This window comes from Akkermansia sp. GGCC_0220 (genome assembly GCF_017566105.1).
Classification (GTDB): domain Bacteria; phylum Verrucomicrobiota; class Verrucomicrobiia; order Verrucomicrobiales; family Akkermansiaceae; genus Akkermansia; species Akkermansia massiliensis.
In genome coordinates this window covers 122548-142415 of the sequence record NZ_JABFCI010000004.1, presented here as the reverse complement: position 1 = coordinate 142415, position 19868 = coordinate 122548, and the positions used below count along the sequence as shown (strand labels likewise).

General features: G+C 58.5%; 17 protein-coding genes and 1 tRNA gene. 7 read left to right on the top strand and 11 right to left on the bottom strand.

The genetic code is table 11. The annotated features are described in order from the left end of the window. Positions 1-7: 7 nt before the first annotated feature. Together HJW02_RS04530 and HJW02_RS04525 are read right to left on the bottom strand one after the other, a co-directional pair. Complete coding sequence (locus HJW02_RS04530; RefSeq protein WP_102721139.1) at positions 8-1966, bottom strand: fumarate reductase/succinate dehydrogenase flavoprotein subunit; 1959 nt, start codon at positions 1964-1966, stop codon at positions 8-10. A gap of 21 nt (positions 1967-1987) precedes the next feature. Further along, positions 1988-2656 carry a succinate dehydrogenase cytochrome b subunit gene (locus HJW02_RS04525; protein ID WP_180973006.1) on the bottom strand — a complete coding sequence of 223 codons (669 nt, stop codon included), beginning with the start codon at positions 2654-2656 and terminating at the stop codon, positions 1988-1990. A 233-nt stretch (positions 2657-2889) separates the two neighbouring features. On the opposite strand from HJW02_RS04525, the gene HJW02_RS04520 reads away from it, so the two are divergent. Beyond that, positions 2890-3162 (top strand): hypothetical protein, encoded by a 273-nt coding sequence (locus tag HJW02_RS04520; RefSeq protein WP_022395924.1) that lies wholly within the window; start codon positions 2890-2892, stop codon positions 3160-3162. 5 nt (positions 3163-3167) lie between these two features. Continuing rightward, on the top strand, positions 3168-3980 hold the full coding sequence (locus tag HJW02_RS04515; protein WP_180971107.1) for a TatD family hydrolase: 813 nt from the start codon (positions 3168-3170) through the stop codon (positions 3978-3980). 22 nt (positions 3981-4002) lie between these two features. Here HJW02_RS04515 and HJW02_RS04510 read toward each other — a convergent pair whose 3' ends face one another. Then, entirely contained in the window at positions 4003-4236 is a 234-nt protein-coding gene (locus HJW02_RS04510; protein WP_022395926.1) for a DUF1232 domain-containing protein, read from the bottom strand. A gap of 425 nt (positions 4237-4661) precedes the next feature. After that, complete coding sequence (locus tag HJW02_RS04505; protein WP_180971106.1) at positions 4662-5375, bottom strand: PEP-CTERM sorting domain-containing protein; 714 nt, start codon at positions 5373-5375, stop codon at positions 4662-4664. 300 nt (positions 5376-5675) lie between these two features. On the opposite strand from HJW02_RS04505, the gene HJW02_RS04500 reads away from it, so the two are divergent. Continuing rightward, entirely contained in the window at positions 5676-6422 is a 747-nt protein-coding gene (locus HJW02_RS04500) for a PEP-CTERM sorting domain-containing protein (RefSeq protein ID WP_022397868.1), read from the top strand. Between the two features lie 142 nt (positions 6423-6564). On the opposite strand, the gene HJW02_RS04495 is transcribed toward HJW02_RS04500, so the two are convergent. The 5 genes from HJW02_RS04495 to HJW02_RS04475 form a co-directional block, all read right to left on the bottom strand. Further along, complete coding sequence (locus tag HJW02_RS04495) at positions 6565-7221, bottom strand: N-acetyltransferase (protein ID WP_102721144.1); 657 nt, start codon at positions 7219-7221, stop codon at positions 6565-6567. Between the two features lie 13 nt (positions 7222-7234). Beyond that, positions 7235-8437, bottom strand: a complete 1203-nt coding sequence (locus HJW02_RS04490) for an SUMF1/EgtB/PvdO family nonheme iron enzyme (RefSeq protein WP_022397870.1) — start codon at positions 8435-8437, stop codon at positions 7235-7237. Between the two features lie 24 nt (positions 8438-8461). Next, positions 8462-9208, bottom strand: coding sequence for a 3-oxoacyl-[acyl-carrier-protein] reductase (gene fabG, locus HJW02_RS04485; protein ID WP_102721145.1), 747 nt, complete (start codon positions 9206-9208; stop codon positions 8462-8464). Between the two features lie 106 nt (positions 9209-9314). Then, on the bottom strand, positions 9315-9872 hold the full coding sequence (locus HJW02_RS04480) for a hypothetical protein (protein WP_102721146.1): 558 nt from the start codon (positions 9870-9872) through the stop codon (positions 9315-9317). A 67-nt stretch (positions 9873-9939) separates the two neighbouring features. Next, positions 9940-11550 (bottom strand): ABC-F family ATP-binding cassette domain-containing protein, encoded by a 1611-nt coding sequence (locus HJW02_RS04475; RefSeq protein ID WP_102721317.1) that lies wholly within the window; start codon positions 11548-11550, stop codon positions 9940-9942. Positions 11551-11681: 131 nt separating this feature from the next. On the opposite strand from HJW02_RS04475, the gene HJW02_RS04470 reads away from it, so the two are divergent. After that, on the top strand, positions 11682-12434 hold the full coding sequence (locus HJW02_RS04470) for a hypothetical protein (protein ID WP_146017931.1): 753 nt from the start codon (positions 11682-11684) through the stop codon (positions 12432-12434). A gap of 248 nt (positions 12435-12682) precedes the next feature. Here the strand turns inward: HJW02_RS04470 and HJW02_RS14000 are convergent, their stop codons facing one another. Both HJW02_RS14000 and raiA read right to left on the bottom strand, forming a co-directional pair. Continuing rightward, entirely contained in the window at positions 12683-12811 is a 129-nt protein-coding gene (locus HJW02_RS14000) for a hypothetical protein (protein ID WP_012420041.1), read from the bottom strand. A 213-nt stretch (positions 12812-13024) separates the two neighbouring features. Continuing rightward, positions 13025-13618 (bottom strand): ribosome-associated translation inhibitor RaiA, encoded by a 594-nt coding sequence (raiA, locus tag HJW02_RS04465; protein ID WP_022397875.1) that lies wholly within the window; start codon positions 13616-13618, stop codon positions 13025-13027. A 351-nt stretch (positions 13619-13969) separates the two neighbouring features. Here raiA and HJW02_RS04460 point away from each other — a divergent pair. The 3 genes from HJW02_RS04460 to HJW02_RS04450 all read left to right on the top strand — a co-directional run bounded on the left by HJW02_RS04460 (position 13970) and on the right by HJW02_RS04450 (position 19866). Then, a tRNA-Met gene (locus HJW02_RS04460) sits at positions 13970-14046 on the top strand. Positions 14047-14366: 320 nt separating this feature from the next. Next, positions 14367-18302, top strand: coding sequence for a TIM-barrel domain-containing protein (locus tag HJW02_RS04455; protein WP_102721148.1), 3936 nt, complete (start codon positions 14367-14369; stop codon positions 18300-18302). A 253-nt stretch (positions 18303-18555) separates the two neighbouring features. Beyond that, positions 18556-19866 (top strand): 4Fe-4S binding protein, encoded by a 1311-nt coding sequence (locus HJW02_RS04450; RefSeq protein ID WP_102721149.1) that lies wholly within the window; start codon positions 18556-18558, stop codon positions 19864-19866. Positions 19867-19868 lie beyond the last annotated feature (2 nt).

Sequence of the window (19868 nt, the reverse complement as noted above, 5' to 3'; positions counted from 1 at the left end):
GCTATCTTTACTTGTAGCTGCGGATGGCAAGGTGCACGTTCTCGAAGGTCAGCGGTTCCTTGTGAAGAATGGGCAGGCTGTCCACGCCGGTGTATTCCCAGGCGGCCACGTAGGCGTATTCTTCGTCGTTGCGCTTGGCTTCGCCGTCCGGCAGCTGGTATTCCACGCGGAAGTGGGCGCCGCAGGATTCCTGGCGGTTCAGGGCGTCATAGCAGAGCAGCTGGGCGAATTCCAGGAAGTCCGCCACGCGGCAGGCTTTTTCCAGTTCCGCATTGATGCCGTCCGCCGTTCCGGTCACACGCACGTTTTCCCAGAATTCCTTGCGGAGCTGGGGAATGCGTTCGATGGCGTTCATGAGGCTTTCTTCCGTACGGGCCATGCCGCAGTCTTCCCACATGATGAGGCCCAGTTCCCGGTGGAAGGAGTCCACCGTCTTGGTGCCCTTCACGTTCAGGAGCTTGTTGATGCGTTCCTTCACTTCGTCTTCCGCGGCCTTGAATTCCGGGGAGGCGGTGGTGACGGAGCCGGGCTTGATGGTCGTGAGGTAGGCGGGCAGCGTGGCGGGAATGACGAAGTAGCCGTCGGACAGGCCCTGCATCAGGGCGGAAGCGCCCAGGCGGTTGGCGCCGTGGTCGGAGAAGTTGGCTTCACCGAGGACGTGCAGCCCCTTCACGTTGGACATGAGGTTATAGTCCACCCACAGGCCGCCCATCGTGTAGTGGGAGGCGGGATAGATCATCATGGGCGTTTCATGGGGATCGTCGTCCGTGATTTCCTCGTACATGTCGAACAGGTTGCCGTACTGGCCGTCAATCCATTCGCGGCCCATGCGCTTGATTTCATCCGCAAAGTCCAGGAAGACGCCCTTGCCGGTGATGGCTACGCCGCGGCCGTCGTCGCAGGCTTCCTTGGCGGCGCGGGAGGAGATGTCGCGCGGAGCCAGGTTGCCGAAGGAGGGGTACTTGCGTTCCAGGTAGTAATCGCGTTCTTCTTCGGGAACGTCGGAAGGCTTGATTTCCTTCTTGCGGATTTTTTCCGCGGTTTCACGGGACTTGGGCACCCAGATGCGGCCGCTGTTGCGGAGGGATTCCGACATCAGCGTCAGCTTGGACTGGTAGTCGCCCTTGACCGGAATGCAGGTGGGGTGAATCTGCGTGAAGCAGGGGTTGGCGAAGAAGGCGCCGCGCTTGTAGGCCTTGTAGGCGGCGGTGACGTTGCAGCCCATCGCGTTGGTGGACAGGAAGAAGACGTTGCCGTAGCCGCCCGTGCAGAGCAGGACGGTGTCCCCTGCGTAGGACTGGATTTCACCGGTGATCAGGTTGCGGGTGACGATGCCCCTGGCTTCGCCGTCCACCAGCACCAGGTCCATCATTTCATGGCGGGAGAACATTTCAATGTGTCCCTTGGCCACTTCCTTTTCCAGGGCCTGGTAGGCGCCCAGCAGGAGCTGCTGGCCCGTCTGGCCGCGTGCGTAGAAGGTTCGCTTGAGCTGGGCGCCGCCGAAGGAGCGGTTGTCCAGCAGGCCGCCGTATTCACGGCCGAAGGGAACGCCCTGGGCCACGCACTGGTCAATGATGTTGGAGGAAACTTCCGCCAGGCGGTAGACGTTGGCTTCACGGGCGCGGAAGTCGCCGCCCTTCACGGTGTCATAGAACAGGCGGTAGACGGAGTCGCCGTCGTTCTGGTAGTTCTTGGCCGCGTTGATGCCGCCCTGGGCCGCAATGGAGTGGGCGCGGCGGGGGCTGTCCTGGTAGCAGAAGCACTTGACGTTGTAGCCAAGCTCGGCAAGCGTGGCGGCGGCGGAGGCGCCGGCCAGGCCGGACCCTACCACGAGCACGGTGTACTTGCGCTTGTTGTTCGGGTTGATCAGTTTGGACTCAAGCTTGTACTTGGACCATTTGTCCTGAATCGGGCCGGAAGGAATCTTGGCATCCGGCATCCAGTCGCTTACGGGAAAATTAATCATGACTTTGAGAGGAGTTGATGGTTATTTGATGATACCCAGAAGAACCGAGACCGGCACGGAAATGAAGCCCAGGCAGATCACTGCGCCGTAGGCGATGGCGACAAAGTTGTAGAAGGGCCGGATTTTGCGGGAATCAGCGCCCACCGTCTGGAAGATGGACTGCACGCCGTGACGCAGGTGGCTGAACAGCATCAGGATGGCCAGGATGTAGAAGGCGGAGCACCATACGTTGGAGAATCCGGCCACGATCATCTTGTACACGTCAAAGGTTTCCACCTTGCCGTCGGAAATGAAGGCGGTGTACTGGGCGGGATCGTAACCCACGCGCAGGGTGTACTGGTACAGGTGGTAGATCAGGAACACCAGGATAGTCAGGCCGGTGTAGATCATGTAGCGGGAGGAGAGCGTTGCCTTGATCGTGTTCTTGAACACGTAGGGTTCGCGGGCGGCGTGGTTTTCCAGCTTCAGCTGGATGGTCAGCCAGATGTGGATGATGAAGATCACCGCAAGCCCCGCGCGGATGCCCCAGAGGGCTGCTTCCGGCATGGAGTGCAGGCCGTGGGCGTAGGTGTTGATCCATTCAGGGCCTCCGAAGATAAGAAGGTTGCCTGCCAGGTGTCCCGCGAGGAACAAGACCAAACATAACCCCGTCAGAGCCACAATGATTTTGCGGCCGATGGAGGATGTCACGAATGTACATATGGTTTTTACTAGTGCATTCATAGGCGCTCTAATGAAATAAATGCGTCTCCACAGGATGCCCGGTTCAAACCCGGATGGCAAGCCTCTTCTTGAATTCCCGGCGCTTTTTGGATTTTTGAAAAGACGTGAAAAGACGTTGCAGTTCACTAGTTTGGAATAGTTATAATTTTGTTACCTGTTCCGGCTTGACGAGGCTTTCCGCATGGGCGTATCGTCTGCGTATGAAAAGGAGTAAAAAAGAGGTATTGGACGCCGATTTTGCGGCGGCGCGCGCCGGGGTGCTGGATATAGCCGCGTTTCTGGACCGGGTGGACCGGGGGGAAGGGGAGGCGGATTTCCGCTACCGCGCCCTGATGGAAGCGCTCCCCCTCCTGTCCGCCTCCGGCGCCGGGCGCGTACGGGCCATTCTGGAAGCCCTTTCCTACCGGGATGACGCCGTGCCGGAAACCGCCGCCGCCAAGGCGGCCTGCGGAGCCCCGAACTTCAGCAAATAAGAATCATGGCTTTCATAGAACCTCATATACACATGGTGTGCCGCACCACGGACGAATACCGGGCCATGGCGCAGGCAGGCTGCCTGGCGGTAGGAGAACCGGCGTTCTGGGCCGGCTATGACCGTTCCTCCGCGGACGGTTTCCGGGATTACTTCGTGCAGCTTACGGAATGCGAACCGGCCAGGGCGGCCAAGTTCGGCATGGACCATTACACGTGGCTGTGCATCAACCCCAAGGAGGCGCAGGACGTGGCCTTTGCCCGGGAAGTGATGAAGCTCATCCCGGAATTCATTGACCGTCCGAATGTCCTCGGCATCGGGGAGATCGGGCTGAACCGGAATACCTCCCATGAAATGACTATTTTTGAAGAGCATCTGGACATGGCAATACGCCTGAACCAGCTTGTCCTGATTCACACCCCCCATCTGGAAGACAAGCTGAAAGGGACCAGAATGATTCTTTCCGCCCTGAAAAACCGTCCGGAGCTGGACCCCGGCCGGGTGCTGGTGGACCATTGCGAGGAGCACACCTTCCCGCTGGTGAAGGAGGCCGGCTACTGGGCCGGGCTGACCCTTTACCCCACCAGCAAGCTGAACCCCAAGCGGGCGGCGGATATTCTGGAGCTGTACGGAATGGATCGCGTCTGGGCCAATTCCGCGGCGGACTGGGGAGATTCCGACCCCCTGGCGCTTACGGCCCTGGCCTGCGAGCTTTACAAGCGCGGTTTTTCCCGGCAGGAGGCGGAGAAGCTTCTTTTAGGCAATCCGGAGGCGTTCATGGGACAGTCCCCGAAGTTCCGGAAGGTATCGTCCGTCTAGCCGCATCCCTGGCCGCGGGCCGCTAGTCCCCGTCCGGAAAGAAGACGGTGAAGACGGCTCCCAGGATGACTGCGGCGTCATCCAGGAGACCCAGCTTGCCGATTCCGTCAAACAGGAATTCGTCAGGAGTCAGGATGTAGGCGGCGGCAATGGCGAGCAGCCATATATTCCGCTTGTTGAAAAACCGCGGTTCTCCTTTTTTGCTTTTGAAATACCGGAAAAGGCGCAGGAGCAATTGCTGTTTCTGGAGATTCATGATCAGGATGTGGGGTATGCAGGTTAAAAACGTTTCCCCCTTTCAGGCGGAAGGAGCAGCTTGAAACAGGCGCCCTTCCCGGAACGTGGGGGTGTGCTGCTCCCGGCAGAGCCTGAATGGCCGGTCTGCGCAGGGGTAGGACGGCTGCAAGGATGAGGCGCGCCGCCCGCAGAGGGAAGACGGTTTTTTCCGTATCCGGTTCCGGCTGTTCCGGCGTGGGGGAAAAGGATTTGTGCGGAAGGTGGGGTGACGCGGACGCCCCGTGAAGCGTTTCAGCCGGAGGCTGCCTTGAACATCGTTTTTCAGGGGAGGGAAGGAAGAAGTATCTGCCTCCGGTAGAGTAGGCGCGTTGTGCGGATGCAGAAAGGGCCGCCTCACGGAGTCGCGAGGCAGCCCTGAAAGAAAAACGGAGAACCAGTGCGGTTTTATGCCCTGCGGCGGCGCATCATCAGCGCAGCCAGTCCCAGCAGGCCCAGGGTTGCCGTTGCGGGTTCCGGAACGCTGGCGATTTCACTCATCAACTGGCCGATCTGCTCCTGGGAAAGAGCGGAGTCATGAACGTAGAGCTGTTCAACGGCGTCAGCCAGTCCCGCGTCCATCAGAATCTGGGTGATATCCACGCTGCCGAATTTCAGGCCGCTGGCAGTATGGTACGTGGCACTGTCGCCCAGGTAGATGCGGGTGCCGAATTCCCCGGTGACCACGGAAATGGTCAGGGTGCCTTCCGTGCCCAGAGCGGAGGTGGTAGGGCCGCCGCTGTATGCGGCATTGTCCCATAATCCCTGGAGAGTACGGTCCGTATTCAGGCCCGCGCCCCAGCTGGTACTTCCTCCCTTGGCGTTAAACAGGGCGGTATAGGCTTCCGGAGTGTTGATTTTGGACAGATCCAGAACCATGGTCACGGTCATGTTGTTGCGCGTGCTTCCCCCGGAAACGGGCTGGCTAAAGGTCGTGCCGGACAACACCAGATTGCCGCCATCGGTCGTGATGGCAACGGAATCCTTCCGGGTGCCGAAATCCGCCAGACGGGAGGCGAAGTCGGAATACCCTACGATGGAGCTGTCCAGAAGCGTGGTCGCCGCGGTGGCGCTCAGGCTCATGCCGGCTGCAAGCATTAAGGCGTATAGTATTTTCTTCATGATCAATGTTCTGGGGTGAACGGTACGCATGCGCATGCACAAGCAGGGCTTCTGCGTAAATAACTAAATAACGGATTTGGAATCCGGATTTGGAATCCGGCAAGTATGAAAAAGAGACCAAAGCAATAGGGAAATCAATGAATAACAAAGACCGCTCCACCACGTTAATAAAAGAACCAGAGGCATCAAAAAATCATTATTTCCAACGAATTATGAATGCAATATATTAACCTTTAATATTTTTAATTGTTTGCGGATTCCAAATCCGCTACAAAGCCTAAAAGGAACAGGACAATAGACATGAAGAAAACACTAACAATTTTAGCCGCACTTGGAACCTTCGCCGTTTCCTCAGAAGCCGCGACTGTTTTTAATTATTACACTCCTGGAGCAGACAATTACAACAGCACCATTCATGGGTTCTATCTGGGGCTGGATTCTTCCGCCCTGGCCCCCGTCTCTGGTTCCGGCTCTCCCGCCTCCCTGTCCGGAGATATCCGGCTGGACAGTTTTACTCTGCGCGGGCCCAGCGGCAATACGGGCGCTAACGTCACTTACGGTTTTCTGGTGCTGAACGCTTCCGACAATTCGGTCATCGGCCTGAGCACCAATATGGGAACCTCCGGCAACGGGGTCAATCTGACGTTCAATTTCTCAGCTGTGGACGGTTCTTCCCTGATTCTTGACGCCGGCACGACGTACCGCTACCTGACCGTAAGCCAGGCCGTGATGGACATGATCAACGGAGATACGTCAAAAACGTACTTGTATGCTGCGGGAGGGACAGGCGCGCCTACTTCTTCCACGGATGGAGATACGGTAACCATCAGCAACGGATTGACTGCTCCCGGCATTCGCGGCCATCATGACAGCGCGGGAGCGCCCGATGATTCCATTGTCATTACAGGAGCCAATGGAACCAATACCTTCGCTCAATTATCCCCCATTTTTACGGAGATCCGCGGGGAAGTGGTTCCGGAACCCGCTACGGCCACGCTGAGCCTGCTGGGGCTGGCTGCCCTGATGATGCGCCGCCGCAGGGCCTGAGCCCTTGATGACAGGCTTTTGACGGATAAGGGCTGTTCTCATGGAACGGCCCTTATTTTTTACCCCTGGAAAAAAGGGCTGCGAATGTAACGTATCCGGATGCGGGATTCATGACATCCGGAGGGTGCAAGGATTTCCGGTTTCAGGTTCCCGTATCCGCTTTTCTCCGCATGGCGGCAATTTTCTCAAAGCGCTTTTGCGACGGAGTTCCGGAGACCATCTCCTTTGCCGGAAAATGCAGGTCAAATTCGGCGGCGCACTTTTCATCAAGATCATACACGGCAGCTTCCACGTAACGGCCTTTCATGCCGGATAAGGCCTCTTCCTGCAGTTCGCAGACCTGGAGGGCTGCCGCGTACATGTCATCCGCCGTTCTGATGCCCAGCGTTTCCGCGGCCACGAACCCGTGGCGTGAATAGTAGTCCGGGTCGCCGTACAGCAGAATGGCCCGGAACCCCATTTCACGGGCCTTCATTTTGGTATGTTCGATCATTTGCCGTCCAATTCCCCGGCGCTGGTATTCCGGAAGAACGGAAATGGGCCCCATGCCCAGCACCTCGCATTCCTTCCCGTCATCTGTCCTGATGACGGATTTTGCATAAACGATGTTCCCGACAATGCGGCCGCCGTGGACGGCGACCACATCCAGTTCCGGGATGAAGGAGGGGCTGCCGCGCATGATATGGAGCAGGTAATGCTCATTGCAGCCGGGGGAATAATGGTTCCAGAACGCTTCCCGCGTGACATGTTCCGTTTCGGCATAGTCTGCGGGCTGTTCCGTTCTTAATTTGATGGTCATAGAAGGTCTCTCTTCACGGCTCCCCCTTGGAGAAGTTCCAGAGGCGGTGCATGGTGATGACGTCCGGAATGTTCATGGGGCGTACCACGCGGAAGCCGATCATGCCGCCGTCCGTCAGGTACCAGATGCTTTTGGGGTTCTGGGGATCCTGCCGGTTCCAGGCGGGGGAGCTGGCGCGGCGCGCGGCGCTCCGCAGGCGGTCCGGATCGTCTTCCCAGGAGCCGCCGCGAACGACGTGGGGAGCCTTGGGCGCGATGACCAGGGGATCTTTGGCGGGCTGGCCGTCCCGCTTGCCGTAGGCATCCGGAAGGTAGGAATCCAGAACCCATTCCGCCACGTTTCCGTGCATGTCCCGGAGGCCCCACTTATTCGGCTTTTTGGAGCCTGTTTTTTGGTAGCGGTCGTTGGAATTGTCCCAGTACCAGGCGTACTGGTCCAGGGCTTCCTCCCCGTTTCCGTAAGAGTAGGCTCCGGGGTTCCCGGCACGGCAGGCGTATTCCCATTCCGCTTCCGTCGGCAGGCGGTAGTAATGCCCGGTCTGGGCGCTCAGCCATTCGCAGAATTTGCTGGCGGCGTGATGGGACATGGAGATGGCCGGCAGGCCGTGTTCATAGCCGTGGCCCATGCCCAGGTTCATGGCGGTGTAGGGGGCTGTGGGCTGCGTGACGGAGTCCCACAGTTCATCGTCCGGCTGTTCCTCCAGAAGCTGGCCGTCCTTGGCGCGCGGACGTCCATTTTCCATGAAGGCCGTATAGAGCTCCCAGGGAATTTCCGTTTCCGAGATCCAGAACGGAGAGACGTTCACTTCATGCCGCGGGCCTTCGTCCGGCTTGCGGCCCGGCTCCTCCGCAGGGCTCCCCATGAGAAAGGTTCCGCCGGGAATGGCGGCCATGCGCAGGGATGCCCCCGCTGCGGGCACCGCTTCCGTATAGGATTCAAAACGTGAGGGGATCCCGGAAGCTTCAATGAGCTGGTGGATTTGGCGTGTGGTGCCGACCAGCTCCCTGGCGGGCAGATCGTCCGGAATAGGGAGGGCGGGTCCGGCGGCGCGGTCCAGCTCCCGTTTTTGCAGTGCGGAGCGGCTCTCTCCCCACTGGCGCGCGCCGGTAATGCGCGCGGCATCCTCCGTGGCCGGGCGGGGGGAGCCGTCGTCCCGGCACCCGGCCAGCAGGGCGCTTCCTCCCAGAAAGCAGGAAACAAGGAAAATGCCGCGCATGGGATGGTGAAGACCGGGAAAGCCTTACATCGTCATGCCCCCGTCACAGGCGATGACCTGTCCGGTGATGTAACGGGCATCGTCAGAGGCGAGGAAGGCCGTCAGGGCGGCGATGTCTTCCACGGAGCCCTGTTCCTTCAGGGGAATTTTCTTGACGATTTCTTCCTTGAGGTTGTCCGGAATGGCGTTGGACATTTCCGTGGAAATGAAGCCGGGGGCAATGGCGTTGCACGTCACCTTGCGCGGGGCGAATTCCAGGGCCAGGGATTTGGTGAAACCGATGAGGCCCGCCTTGGAGGCGGCGTAGTTGGCCTGCCCGATGTTGCCCACGAGGCCGATAACGGAACTCATGTTAATGATGCGTCCGGCAGGGGACTTCATCAGCACGCGCTGCAGGGCTTTCACCGTATTGAACGCGCTTTTCAGGTTGGTATCCATGACGGCGTCCCAGTCTTCCTCCTTCATGCGAAGCATCAGGGAGTCACGGGTAATGCCGGCGTTGTTCACCAGAATGTCGATCTGCGGGAAGTCCTTCAGGATGGCGGAGACGGTTTCCTGAACGGCGGCGTAATCCGCCACGTCGCAGGGATAGGCCTTGCAGGAGTCCGGGAATTCCTTGTTAATCTCTTCTGCGGCTCCTCCACAGCTTGACGGGCTGCGGCTGATCAGGATGACTTTGGCTCCTTCTGAAGCGAAGCGGCGGGCGATGGCATTGCCGATGCCGCGGCCTGCCCCGGTAACGATGGCTGTTTTACCTGCTAACTTTTGCATGCTGCCCACAGTAAACCCGTTTTTCACGGTTCCGGCAAGCTTGAAATGGAAGCGGGAAAGGGCGGTTGTTCTCCACGGCTTTTCCTGTATGGGCGCCTTTTTCCGGTCAATTCGGCGGGAGGAGGTCTTCAGGGTTGGGAGAAAGAACGTTTCCGGCTGTGGCTGGCGTATTGTCCTCCTCCGGTTCCGCCACATCTTCATCCGGTTCGACGAGATCGCTGAATTCATCCGAGTTTTCCAGGATGTCCTTCAGGGCGGCGGAGCCGTAATAGCGGGCTTCCAGCAGCCGCTGGCCTTCCTTTTCACAGCGTTCGCTCAGCATGTCCATCCGTTCCTCCATTTTTTCTGACAGAGCGTCCATTTTTTCCTTTTCCGCATCGCTCAATTTCTCCCGGAAGCCCATGAGACGCTGAATGTCCTTCTGAATGCCTTGCAATTTCTTGACGGCCTTGTCCCCGCTTTCCTTGTCCTGTACTGCCGCCAGCGTCTGCTGGACGTCAATGGCTACGGAAAAGGCCTGGTTGAGGAGGGAATCCGCGGACGGAGTTTTTTCCGCCGGGGCTGCCGGCGCGGGTGAAGCCGCCGGGGCGGCCGTTTCACCAAAGGCGAGCGGAACTCCGGCCATCAGGGCGGAGGCCAGGACGGGGACGAGGAAAGTCTTCATCCTGTCTTTCTAAGGCAGGATGAAACCCAAGGCAAGGAGAAAAGGGAAGCTGAAAAGGGGAGGACGGTTATTCCGCCGTGATGCCGCCTTTTTCGTCGTCCAGAATGCCTGACTTTTCCAGGTAATAATCGTACCCGCCCGCATAAGTGGTGATGGTTCCCCGGTTCACGTGCAGGGTTTTTTCCGCCAGGGAGCGGATGAAGTGCACGTCGTGGGAGATGAAGACCAGGGTCCCCTCATAATGTTTCAGGGCCTGCACCAGGGCTTCCACGGACAGGAGGTCCAGGTGGGTGGTCGGTTCGTCCATCAGCAGGAGGTTGGGCGGGTCCACCAGGAACTTGACCAGGCTGAGCCGTGATTTTTCTCCGCCGGAAAGCACGCTGACGCGTTTTTCCACATCCAGCCTCCGGAACAGGAAGGAGCCCAGGATGGATCGGGCCTCCTCCTCCCGGATTTCAGCGTTGCACTTCATGATTTCCTCCAGGACGGTGTTTTCCGTATTCAGGTTTTCCGTGCGTGCCTGGGAGAAGTAGCCGATGCGCGTGGTGGTGCCGGGAGTGCGTTTTCCCGAGTCAATGGGGATGATGCCCGCCAGGATTTTCAGCAGGGTGGACTTGCCCGCGCCGTTGGGGCCCACCAGCACGGTGCGTTCTCCCCGTTCCACCAGCAGGTCCAGGTTTTCATAAACCTTGTGGTCGCCGTAGGACTGGCAGATTTTTTCCAGCTCAATGACCTTCTGGGTGCTGCGCGGAGGCTGGGGAAAGTTGAATTTGAACACCTTCCTGCGGGCCACGGGTTTTTGGATGAGCTTCATCTTTTCCAGTTGCTTGATGCGGCTCTGGACCTGCCCGGCCTTGGAGTTGATGGAGCGGAAGCGGTCGATGAATTCCTGGATGTGCGCGATTTCCTTCTGCTGGTTGCGGTAGGCGGCCTGAAGCTGTTCAAAGCGCATGTCCCTTTGTTTCAGGAAATCCGAGTAGTTGCCGCGGTATTCCACCAGTTCCTCGTTGTCGATGTCGTACACGCTTTCCACCAGTTCGTCCATGAAATCCCGGTCGTGGGAAATCATCAGGATGGCGCCGGGGTAGTTTTTCAGGTAGCGCTGGAGCCACAGCAGGGAAAGGAGGTCCAGGTGGTTGGTGGGTTCGTCCAGCATCAGGAGGTCCGGTTCCAGGACGAGCAGTTTGGCCAGGTACGCGCGCATGATCCAGCCGCCGGACATTTCCCGCGCGGGGCGGTGGAAGTCGCTTTCCCGGAAGGCCAGCCCCTTGAGGATTTTCTTGGCCTTGGGTTCCAGCTGGTAGCCGTTGGCGGCGTTAAAGGTGTCAATGGCCTCCGCATACTCCGGCGTATCCGTCTTGTTGGCGTTTTCCGCCGTCCGGATGACGTGGATGGCGCGTTCCATTTCCGGCGTGATGCCCATGGCTATTTCCAGCACGGTTTCATCCTTCGGTTCGCTGGCTTCCTGCGGAAGATAGCCCACCATGGCGTATTCATCCATGTTGATAGAGCCTTCGTCCGGCGTATCTTCTCCCAGAATCATGCGGAACAGGGTGGACTTGCCCGCGCCGTTGGGGCCTACCAGGGCAACCCGTTCCCCCCAGTTAATGGTCATTTCCGTTTCCCGGAACAGGGTGCGTCCGGCGTGGGATTTCGTGAGGTTTTTGATCGTCAGCATGGTGAAGAGGGGCGGCATTCTACCGGGGAGGGAGGGGGAAGGCAAGAGCCGTCAGGGCAGGGACGGTCATTTTTGAAAGCTTTACTGGATTTTTACGCGTAATCTGCTAGCCTTGGCGCGCCATGCCGACCATGCAGACATTCAGGCTTTTGCTTGCTGCCGCCCTCCTGTGCGGATGGAGTTCCTGCTGCACTCCTCCGGCTGAGGATTATATACAGAGACCTTACGTGCAGCAGCAGATGTCCGGATTGGCGAATGCTTTCCTGGGGCTGCTGCCGCCGGAGAAGGCCGCTCTTCCCGCCGCCAGGGCGGAAGCCAAGTGGCTGGCGGACACGGCGGTAGTCCAGTCCGCGGCGATTGCCCGGAATAACAGGATTGTGCTGTTCGGCTGGCTGAACAACATCCTGGTCAATTCCAACCTGCGCGACAGGGGGCTCTGCTGGCAGGTGCAGCAGGATTTGTACCGTGACATGCGCCGCCGCCCCGTGAAGTTTTTCCGTGTGGGGCTGACCATCCGCGACCATGGAACGGGCAGGGAGCACAGCTGCGTGTACGTGAACGCCGCCGGAGGGGGATTGCAGGGTTCCATCGTCCTGGACGCCTGGAAGAACTGCGGGCATCTGGTGGTGCTGACCCAGAAGGACCGGGAAGGGGGCAAATGGGAGGAGGACTGGCGGGAACCGTTCGTGTCCAAGGCCTTTCCTGAGGGGCATTCCTACGGAATGGACCATCACCTGGTCTGGCCCGGATGGGCCAGGAAACGCCCCCTGCTGATCCAGAGGATGTTCCAGTCCGGTCAGCAGGAGGAGGCGAAGGCAAGCGGTTCCGCTGCTGCCCATAAAGAAGCTGGCGCTTCCGGCGGCGGAGCTTCCAAGGCTGCCTGAATGTAAAAGGCCGTTTAACGAGGCCGGAGCTTGTGCGCGTCCCTGCTTGATGGCGGGTGACGCCTGCATGTGCGGGGAATGCCTGCGTTTGCTACGGCGTCCGCCGTTTTTAAGGTAAATCCCGGTGAACCGGCAAATGACGGCTGAAAACCGGGTTCCGGGCAAATAAAAACGCACTCAGTGCGTACACCGAGTGCGGATTAATTGGATGATTTGCTAATGTTGCAGGGCGAGGCCCTGCTGCAAACTTACTTGCCCTTGGCCTGCACAACCGGAGCGGGAGCAGGAGCGGTGGTTTGCTGTTGCTGCTGCTGCTGGGAGCAAGAAGCGACCAGGCAAGCGGCGCCGGCGATGGCGAGGATAGCGATGTTCTTCATAATTCGAATTAAATACAGTGTTTGTTAACTACTGGAACCTCCGCATCCACGGAGGTTTGCTGGGACCAATGTAAATGGTGGCAAGTAGAAATCAAGAGATTTTCTTGTTCCATGTCACGGCATTACAGAAAAGAGCAGGACCCCCGGTTTCAGGAGTCCTGCTCTTTTTGATGCGTTATGGAAAACGGTTTGTTTCAAAACCGTTTTTTACGGTCACAGGCTGGTGCCTAGTTCAATAATGGAGTAGTCCCCGTCCGGCCTCCGGTACACGATCTGGAGCACGTCGCGTCGCGCATTCCTGTAGAGCACGAAGGGCTTGTCGGAAAGTTCCAGTTCCATGATGGCTTCCTCCTTGTAAAGCTTCTTGAGATTGTAGCTTTCTCTGTGAATGAGGAGGGGTTCCGGGTCTTCCTTGGAATCTCCGGGGTAATCCAGTACGGAATCGTCATATACCGTTTCATCCAGCTTGCGGATGGTTTCCTGGTGATGGGGGCGGAAATTTTTCATCAGGCGCGTCTTGTGCTTGCGCATGCGGCGCATGATTTTGGTGATCGTTTCGTCGATGCAGGCGTACATGTCCGTCCCTTCCGTGGAAGCGTCAATGGTGATGTGGTCCGAGCAGAACAGAATCACCTGGGAAATCTTGCGGTCGCGTTGCACATCAAGCAATACTTTAACCTCCATAATGCGTGGGAAGTCCAGGCGGATCCCCTCAATCTTTTTCGTTACGAATTCCCGAATCGCGTCTGTGACTTCCACGTGGCGCCCCGTGATCGTAATGGGTGTGTTTACGTTTACCTTTTGCATTGTCGTACCTCTTTCTAGTTGATGTTAATGCGCGGAACCCAGTCCGCACCTTTCAAGATATACAGATTTGACAATGTTTGTCGAGGAATCCTTTCTTTTTTTCCGTGTGCGGGGAAGGGGATTTTTCCGCTCTTGTTCCCTCATGCCGGGGCCGGGCAACTCTCCTACCTGTTGTGAGCCAAGCCGCCGGAAGGGGCCTGCGTTTTTCCTTTCCCTTCCGCCGCCCCCGGAAAGCGTTTCCGGACCTCTGTCATACGGTCGCAGCCATGAAAATTTTTATTTGAAAGTACTTGACATGCTGCGGAAGTAGGTTATAACAATTCCGCACTCCTCTACGGATGCTCTTTAAATCGCGGGATGGAGCAGCCAGGTAGCTCGTCAGGCTCATAACCTGAAGGTCGCAGGTTCAAATCCTGCTCCCGTAACCATTTGAAAGCCCTGCAAGTCAAAAGCTTGCAGGGCTTTTTCGTGCCCCTGCGCCATGGGGCGGAAGTAATTCTTTTAAGAAGGTCATCCTTGAAAGGGAAGTGGCGGTGAACGGGTATTTTATGGCCGTGTGGAGCAATGGTGCGCCGTTACTGCCGTCTTTGGCCTTGTGGCGATTACGGACAAAGGGTATGGTGCAGCAAGATAATCTGCGCCACTGGACGGCATGACGAAGGAAAACGGCCCGTTGCCCGGCCGGAAACGATCGTTTGCATCCCTTCCGTGGCGCCGCTCCGGCTGAATAATATAAAACACTACAATAATGGGAAACTCAATTGACCATGGCATGTTCCGGAAGTCCGTCCTGCTGGCTTTCGGATTGTCTTTTTCCTTCTCCGGTCTCGCCGTTGCCGCATCGGGAGAACTGACCCCGGAACAACAGGTCCAGCCCGTTGAAGGCGCCAGGAAAATCAACCCTGCCGCCGTGGAAGTGCTGCTTGGCAAGAACCACCGGATGACATTCGATTTTTACGGGGACAACGTTTTCCGGATTTTCCGGGATGACAAGGGCGGCATTATCCGCGACCCCAAGGCGGAGCCGGAAGCCCGCATCCTGGCGGACAATCCCCGGAAGCCGGTTTCCCGCCTGGACGTGGACCAGCAGGGAGATGTGGTCACCATCACCACAGGGAAGATCAGGATTGAAATAGACAAAAAGACCTCTCTTCTCAAGATCATCAACCTGAAGGACAATTCCGTGGTGGTGGAACAGGCGGCCCCCGTCCTTTTTGAAAAGGGCAGGACCAGCTTTTCCCTGAAAGCGAAGCCGGATGAATATTTTTACGGCGGCGGCGTGCAGAACGGCCGTTTTTCCCACAAGGGGAAGGTGATTTCCATTGAGAACCAGAACAGCTGGACGGATGGCGGCGTGGCTTCCCCCACTCCTTTTTACTGGTCCACCGGCGGCTACGGCGTCATGTGGCATACCTTCAAGAAGGGCCAGTATGATTTCGGCTCCAGGGAGAAGAACCTGGTCAGCCTTTCGCATGATGAAAATTACCTGGACGTCTTTTTCATGGTCAACGACGGGCCCGTCAGCCTGCTGGGGGATTTCTACCAGCTTACCGGCGCCCCCGTCCTGCTGCCCAAGTTCGCCTTTTACCAGGGCCACCTGAACGCCTACAACCGGGATTACTGGAAGGAAGACGAGAAGGGCATCCTGTTTGAAGACGGAAAACGGTACAAGGAAAGCCAGAAGGATAACGGAGGCATTAAGGAATCCCTGAACGGGGAGTTGAACAATTACCAGTTTTCCGGCCGCGCCGTGGTGGACCGCTACAAGGCCCATGACATGCCGCTGGGATGGCTCCTGCCGAACGACGGCTACGGAGCCGGCTACGGCCAGACGGATACCCTGGACGGCAATATCGCGAATTTGAAGAGCCTGGCGGACTACGCCAGGAAGAACGGCGTGGAAATAGGCCTGTGGACCCAGTCCGACCTGCATCCCAAGCCGGAAATCAGCGCCCTGCTCCAGCGCGACATCGTGAAGGAGGTGAGGGACGCCGGAGTGCGCGTGCTGAAGACGGACGTGGCCTGGGTGGGCGCCGGCTATTCCTTCGGCCTGAATGGCATTACGGACGTGGCCCAGATCATGACCTATTACGGTAACAACAGCCGACCGTTCATCATTTCCCTGGACGGCTGGGCCGGAACACAGCGTTATGCCGGCATCTGGTCGGGCGACCAGACGGGCGGCGTCTGGGAGTACATCCGTTTCCATATTCCCACCTACATCGGCTCCGGCCTCTCCGGCCAGCCCAACATCTGTTCGGACATGGACGGCATTTTCGGCGGGAAGAATCCGCTGGTGAACGTCCGCGATTTCCAGTGGAAGACCTTCACTCCCATGGAGCTGAACATGGACGGCTGGGGAGCCAATGAAAAGTATCCCCACGCCTTCGGGGAACCCTATACCTCCATCAACCGGTGGTACCTCAAGCTCAAGTCGGAATTGCTTCCGTACGCCTACAGCATCGCGGAGGAATCCGTTTCCAGCCTGCCCATGATCCGGGCCATGTTCCTGGAATACCCCAATCCCTACACGCTGGGGAAGGCCACGCAGTACCAGTTCCTGTACGGCCCCTATTTCCTGGTGGCGCCCGTTTACCAGGAAACCAGGGCGGACAAGGAGGGGAATGACGTGCGCCACGGCATTTACCTGCCGGAAGGACAGTGGATCGATTATTTCACCGGGGATTTGTATGAAGGCGGCAAGATTTACAATGACGTTGACGCTCCCCTGTGGAAACTGCCCGTGTTCGTCAAGAACGGCGCGATCATTCCCATGGCCAATCCGAGCAACAATGTCTCGGAAATTAATCCGAACCTGCGCATTTACGAGCTTTATCCGCACGGCAACACTTCCTTCACCGCGTATGACGACGACGGCGTGACGGAGGAATACAGGGCCGGCAAGGGCGTCCGCACCCTGGTTGAATCCCGGGCGGACGACAAGAACAACGTGACCGTCACCGTTCATCCGGCGGTGGGGGATTTCAACGGCTTTCAGAAGAAGAAGGCCACGGAGTTCCGCATCAACGTAACGCAGAAGCCGTCCAGCGTTTCCGCCAAAGTCGGGGAAAACAGCGTCAACCTGGCGGAAGCGAATTCCATGGAGGATTTCAAGTCCCGGGAGAACGTGTATTTCTATGACCAGGCTCCCAACCTGAACAGGTTTGCGACCAAGGGAAGCGATTTTGAGAAGAAGGTGATTGCCAAAAACCCTCAATTGCTGGTGAAGCTGGGCGCGGCGGATATTACGGCAGCCCCCACGGTGCTTTCCGTGGAAGGGTTCCGGTTTGAACCCGCTGAAAAGTACCGCCTTTCTTCCGGCGCGCTGACCGCTCCCTCCAATGCCGTGGTGACGGAGGAAAACGCGGCGGCCTATACCCTGAAGCCCACGTGGGACGCCGTTCCGAATGCCGATTTTTATGAAATCGAATTCGGCGGAATGCTGTATACCACCATCAAGGGGACGGAGTTCCTGTTTGAGGATTTGGAGGCGGAAACGCCCTATTCCTTCAATGTACGCGCCGTCAACAAGGACGGCCATTCCGCCTGGACGGCCATCAGCGCGAAGACCAAGGCCAACCCGCTTGAGTTCGCCATTCCGGGAATCGAAGGTGAAACGAGCGTGGAGAACCAGGGCAATTCCCTGACGAAACTCTTTGACTTCAAGGAAAAGGACGCGTGGCACACGAAGTACAACGAGAAGGCCGTGCCGTTTGACTTGGTTCTGGACCTGAAGACCATCAACAAGCTTGAGAAGTTCCATTACGTTCCGCGTGAGGACGGCGGCAACGGAACGCTCCTGAAGGGCTCCATTTCCTACAGCATGGACCGGGAAAACTGGACGAAGGCCGGAACGTTCCAGTGGGACAAGAATGGCGACGTGAAGATCTTCAACTTCAAGGACGCCCCCACGGCGCGCTACATCAAGCTGAATGTCACGGAAGGCGTGGGCGACTACGGCTCCGGCAGGGAAATCTACGTCTTCAAGGTGCCGGGTACGGAAAGCTATCTGCCGGGCGACATCAATAATGACGGCAAGATCGACCGGAACGACCTGACCTCCTACATCAACTACACGGGCCTGCGGAAGGGCGATTCCGACTTTGAAGGCTACATCAGCAACGGAGACATCAATAAGAATGGCCTTATTGACGCTTACGATATCTCCGTGGTAGCCACCCAGCTGGAAGATGAAGCCGACCAGCCGCAGGAAGAAGCCGACAAGAAGGATGAGGAAGGGGATAAGAAGGAGGGGGACGGCGAGAAGAAGAAAGCCGCCGAGGAGGCAAAGAAGAAAGTCCACGTGGACGGAAAGCTCCTGCTCAGTGCCGATAAGAAGAGGTACGCCAAGGGAGACACCGTCAAGGTGACCGTGAAGGGCCGGAACCTCCGGCTGGTGAATGCCCTGAGCTTTGCCCTCCCGTACGATCCCAAGGATTTGGAATTCGTGGGCGTGGAGGTTAAGAACATGAAGAAGATGGAGAACCTGACGAACGACAGGCTTCATACGAACGGAACCAAGGCCCTGTATCCCACCTTCGTCAATATCGGGGACAAGGAACCTGTGGAGGGAACCTCCGAGCTGTTTGTGCTGAAGTTCAAGGCCCGTCGCGACGTGAAGTTCCAGCCGAAGCTCACGGACGGCATGGTGGTGGATAAAAAGCTGAACACCAGGAAATTGTAATTTTAACATCCTGATGCGGCTCCATGCGCGGCCGGACAGCGTCCACGCATGGAGGCCGCCGTTTCCGGCGGGGCGCCCCCACGGCTTTCACCGCCGTGGAACGGCGCCCTTCCGCATGTTCCGGAGGCTTCCGGACGGAGCGGCGGAGGGGTGACGCAATGAGGCTCCCTTCACGGGCGGATGAACCGTTTTTTTCTGGAGCGCCCGGTCTTTTCACTTATGTTGGGGGTGTCAGACAGGCGCCCACGATGCCATGACCGGCCCCGGACTCATCTCCTTGTTCTGCTTTCTGATGACGGCCGCCCATTTTTTGCGCGGCGGGATGCATGCGGGCGTCATTTTGTGCATGGGGCTGGCGGCGCTTTCGTTTTCCCGGCGCGGCTGGCTCCGCAGGAGCGTCACGTTCCTGCTGCTGGCCTCCCTGCTTTTCTGGGGGGCGGAAACCTGGCATCTGGCCAGGCTGCGGATGATGGAGGGACTGCCGTTTCTGCGGCTGGCCGCCATTCTGGCGGGCGTGCTGCTGCTTCATGCGGCGGCTATCCTGTGGCGCAGGCGCGGGGAGAAGGATTTGCCTGTTCCGGAGCTGGCGCGCAGCCGCGTGTTTTCCGCCTCCGTGCTATTTCTGTTTCTGCTGGATGCGCTGGCCCCTTTCCGCCTGCTGCTGGGAGAGCGTGTTCTGCCGTGGCAGGGCGTCAACGGACTCGTGATTCTTCTTCTGGCCTGGTGGGGAGGCTATTGTGCGGAGGGGCTGCTGAATCCGCAGGCGTCTCCCCGCAGGCGGCGGCTGATGTGGACCGTATTCGCCTCCGTGTTTTTTCTTCAGTTTCTGCTGGGCGTGACGGTGGCTTCCTCCCTGCTGATGACGGGCAGGCTGCATGTTCCCGTGCCGTTCATGATGATTTCCGGCCCGGTTTACCGGGGAGAAGGCATCTTCATGCTGGCGCTGTTCAGCGTATCCGTCCTTCTGGCCGGGAGCGCGTGGTGCAGCCATCTGTGCTACTTCGGGGTGTGGGACTGCCTGTCCGCCGCCTCCTCCCGCAGAAAGGGGCGTCCGGTGAAGGGAGGCAAGGGCCTCCGGGACTGGAGATGGGCGGCCCTCGCCGCAGCGGTGGGAACGCCGCTGCTCCTGTCCCTGTGGGGACTCCCGGTGGAATACGCCCTGGCGGTTGCGCTTGCCGCGGCTTTCCTGGCTCCCCTGGCCTGGAGAATGAGCGCCGCGGGCGGCGTGAGGGAATATTGCAGCAGGTTTTGCCCCATGGGGCTGGCCGCCGGTTTGCTGGGCAGGCTGTCCCCCTGGCGCATGCGCGTGAAGGAGACGTGCACCGGGTGCATGCAGTGCGCCGCCGCCTGCCGTGACCTCGCCATCTCGCGCGAGGGCGGGGCCTGCCGCATTTCCAGGCGCTGCACCCTTTGCCGGGACTGCATTTCCCGGTGTTCCCACGGCGCTCTGGGCCTCGGCATGGCCGGTCCCTTCTCCTCTGTGCCGTCCGCGCGGGCGGACATGTATTTTGTAACGCTGGTTTCCGTCATGCACGTGGTGTTCCTGGCGACGGCGCGAGTCTGATT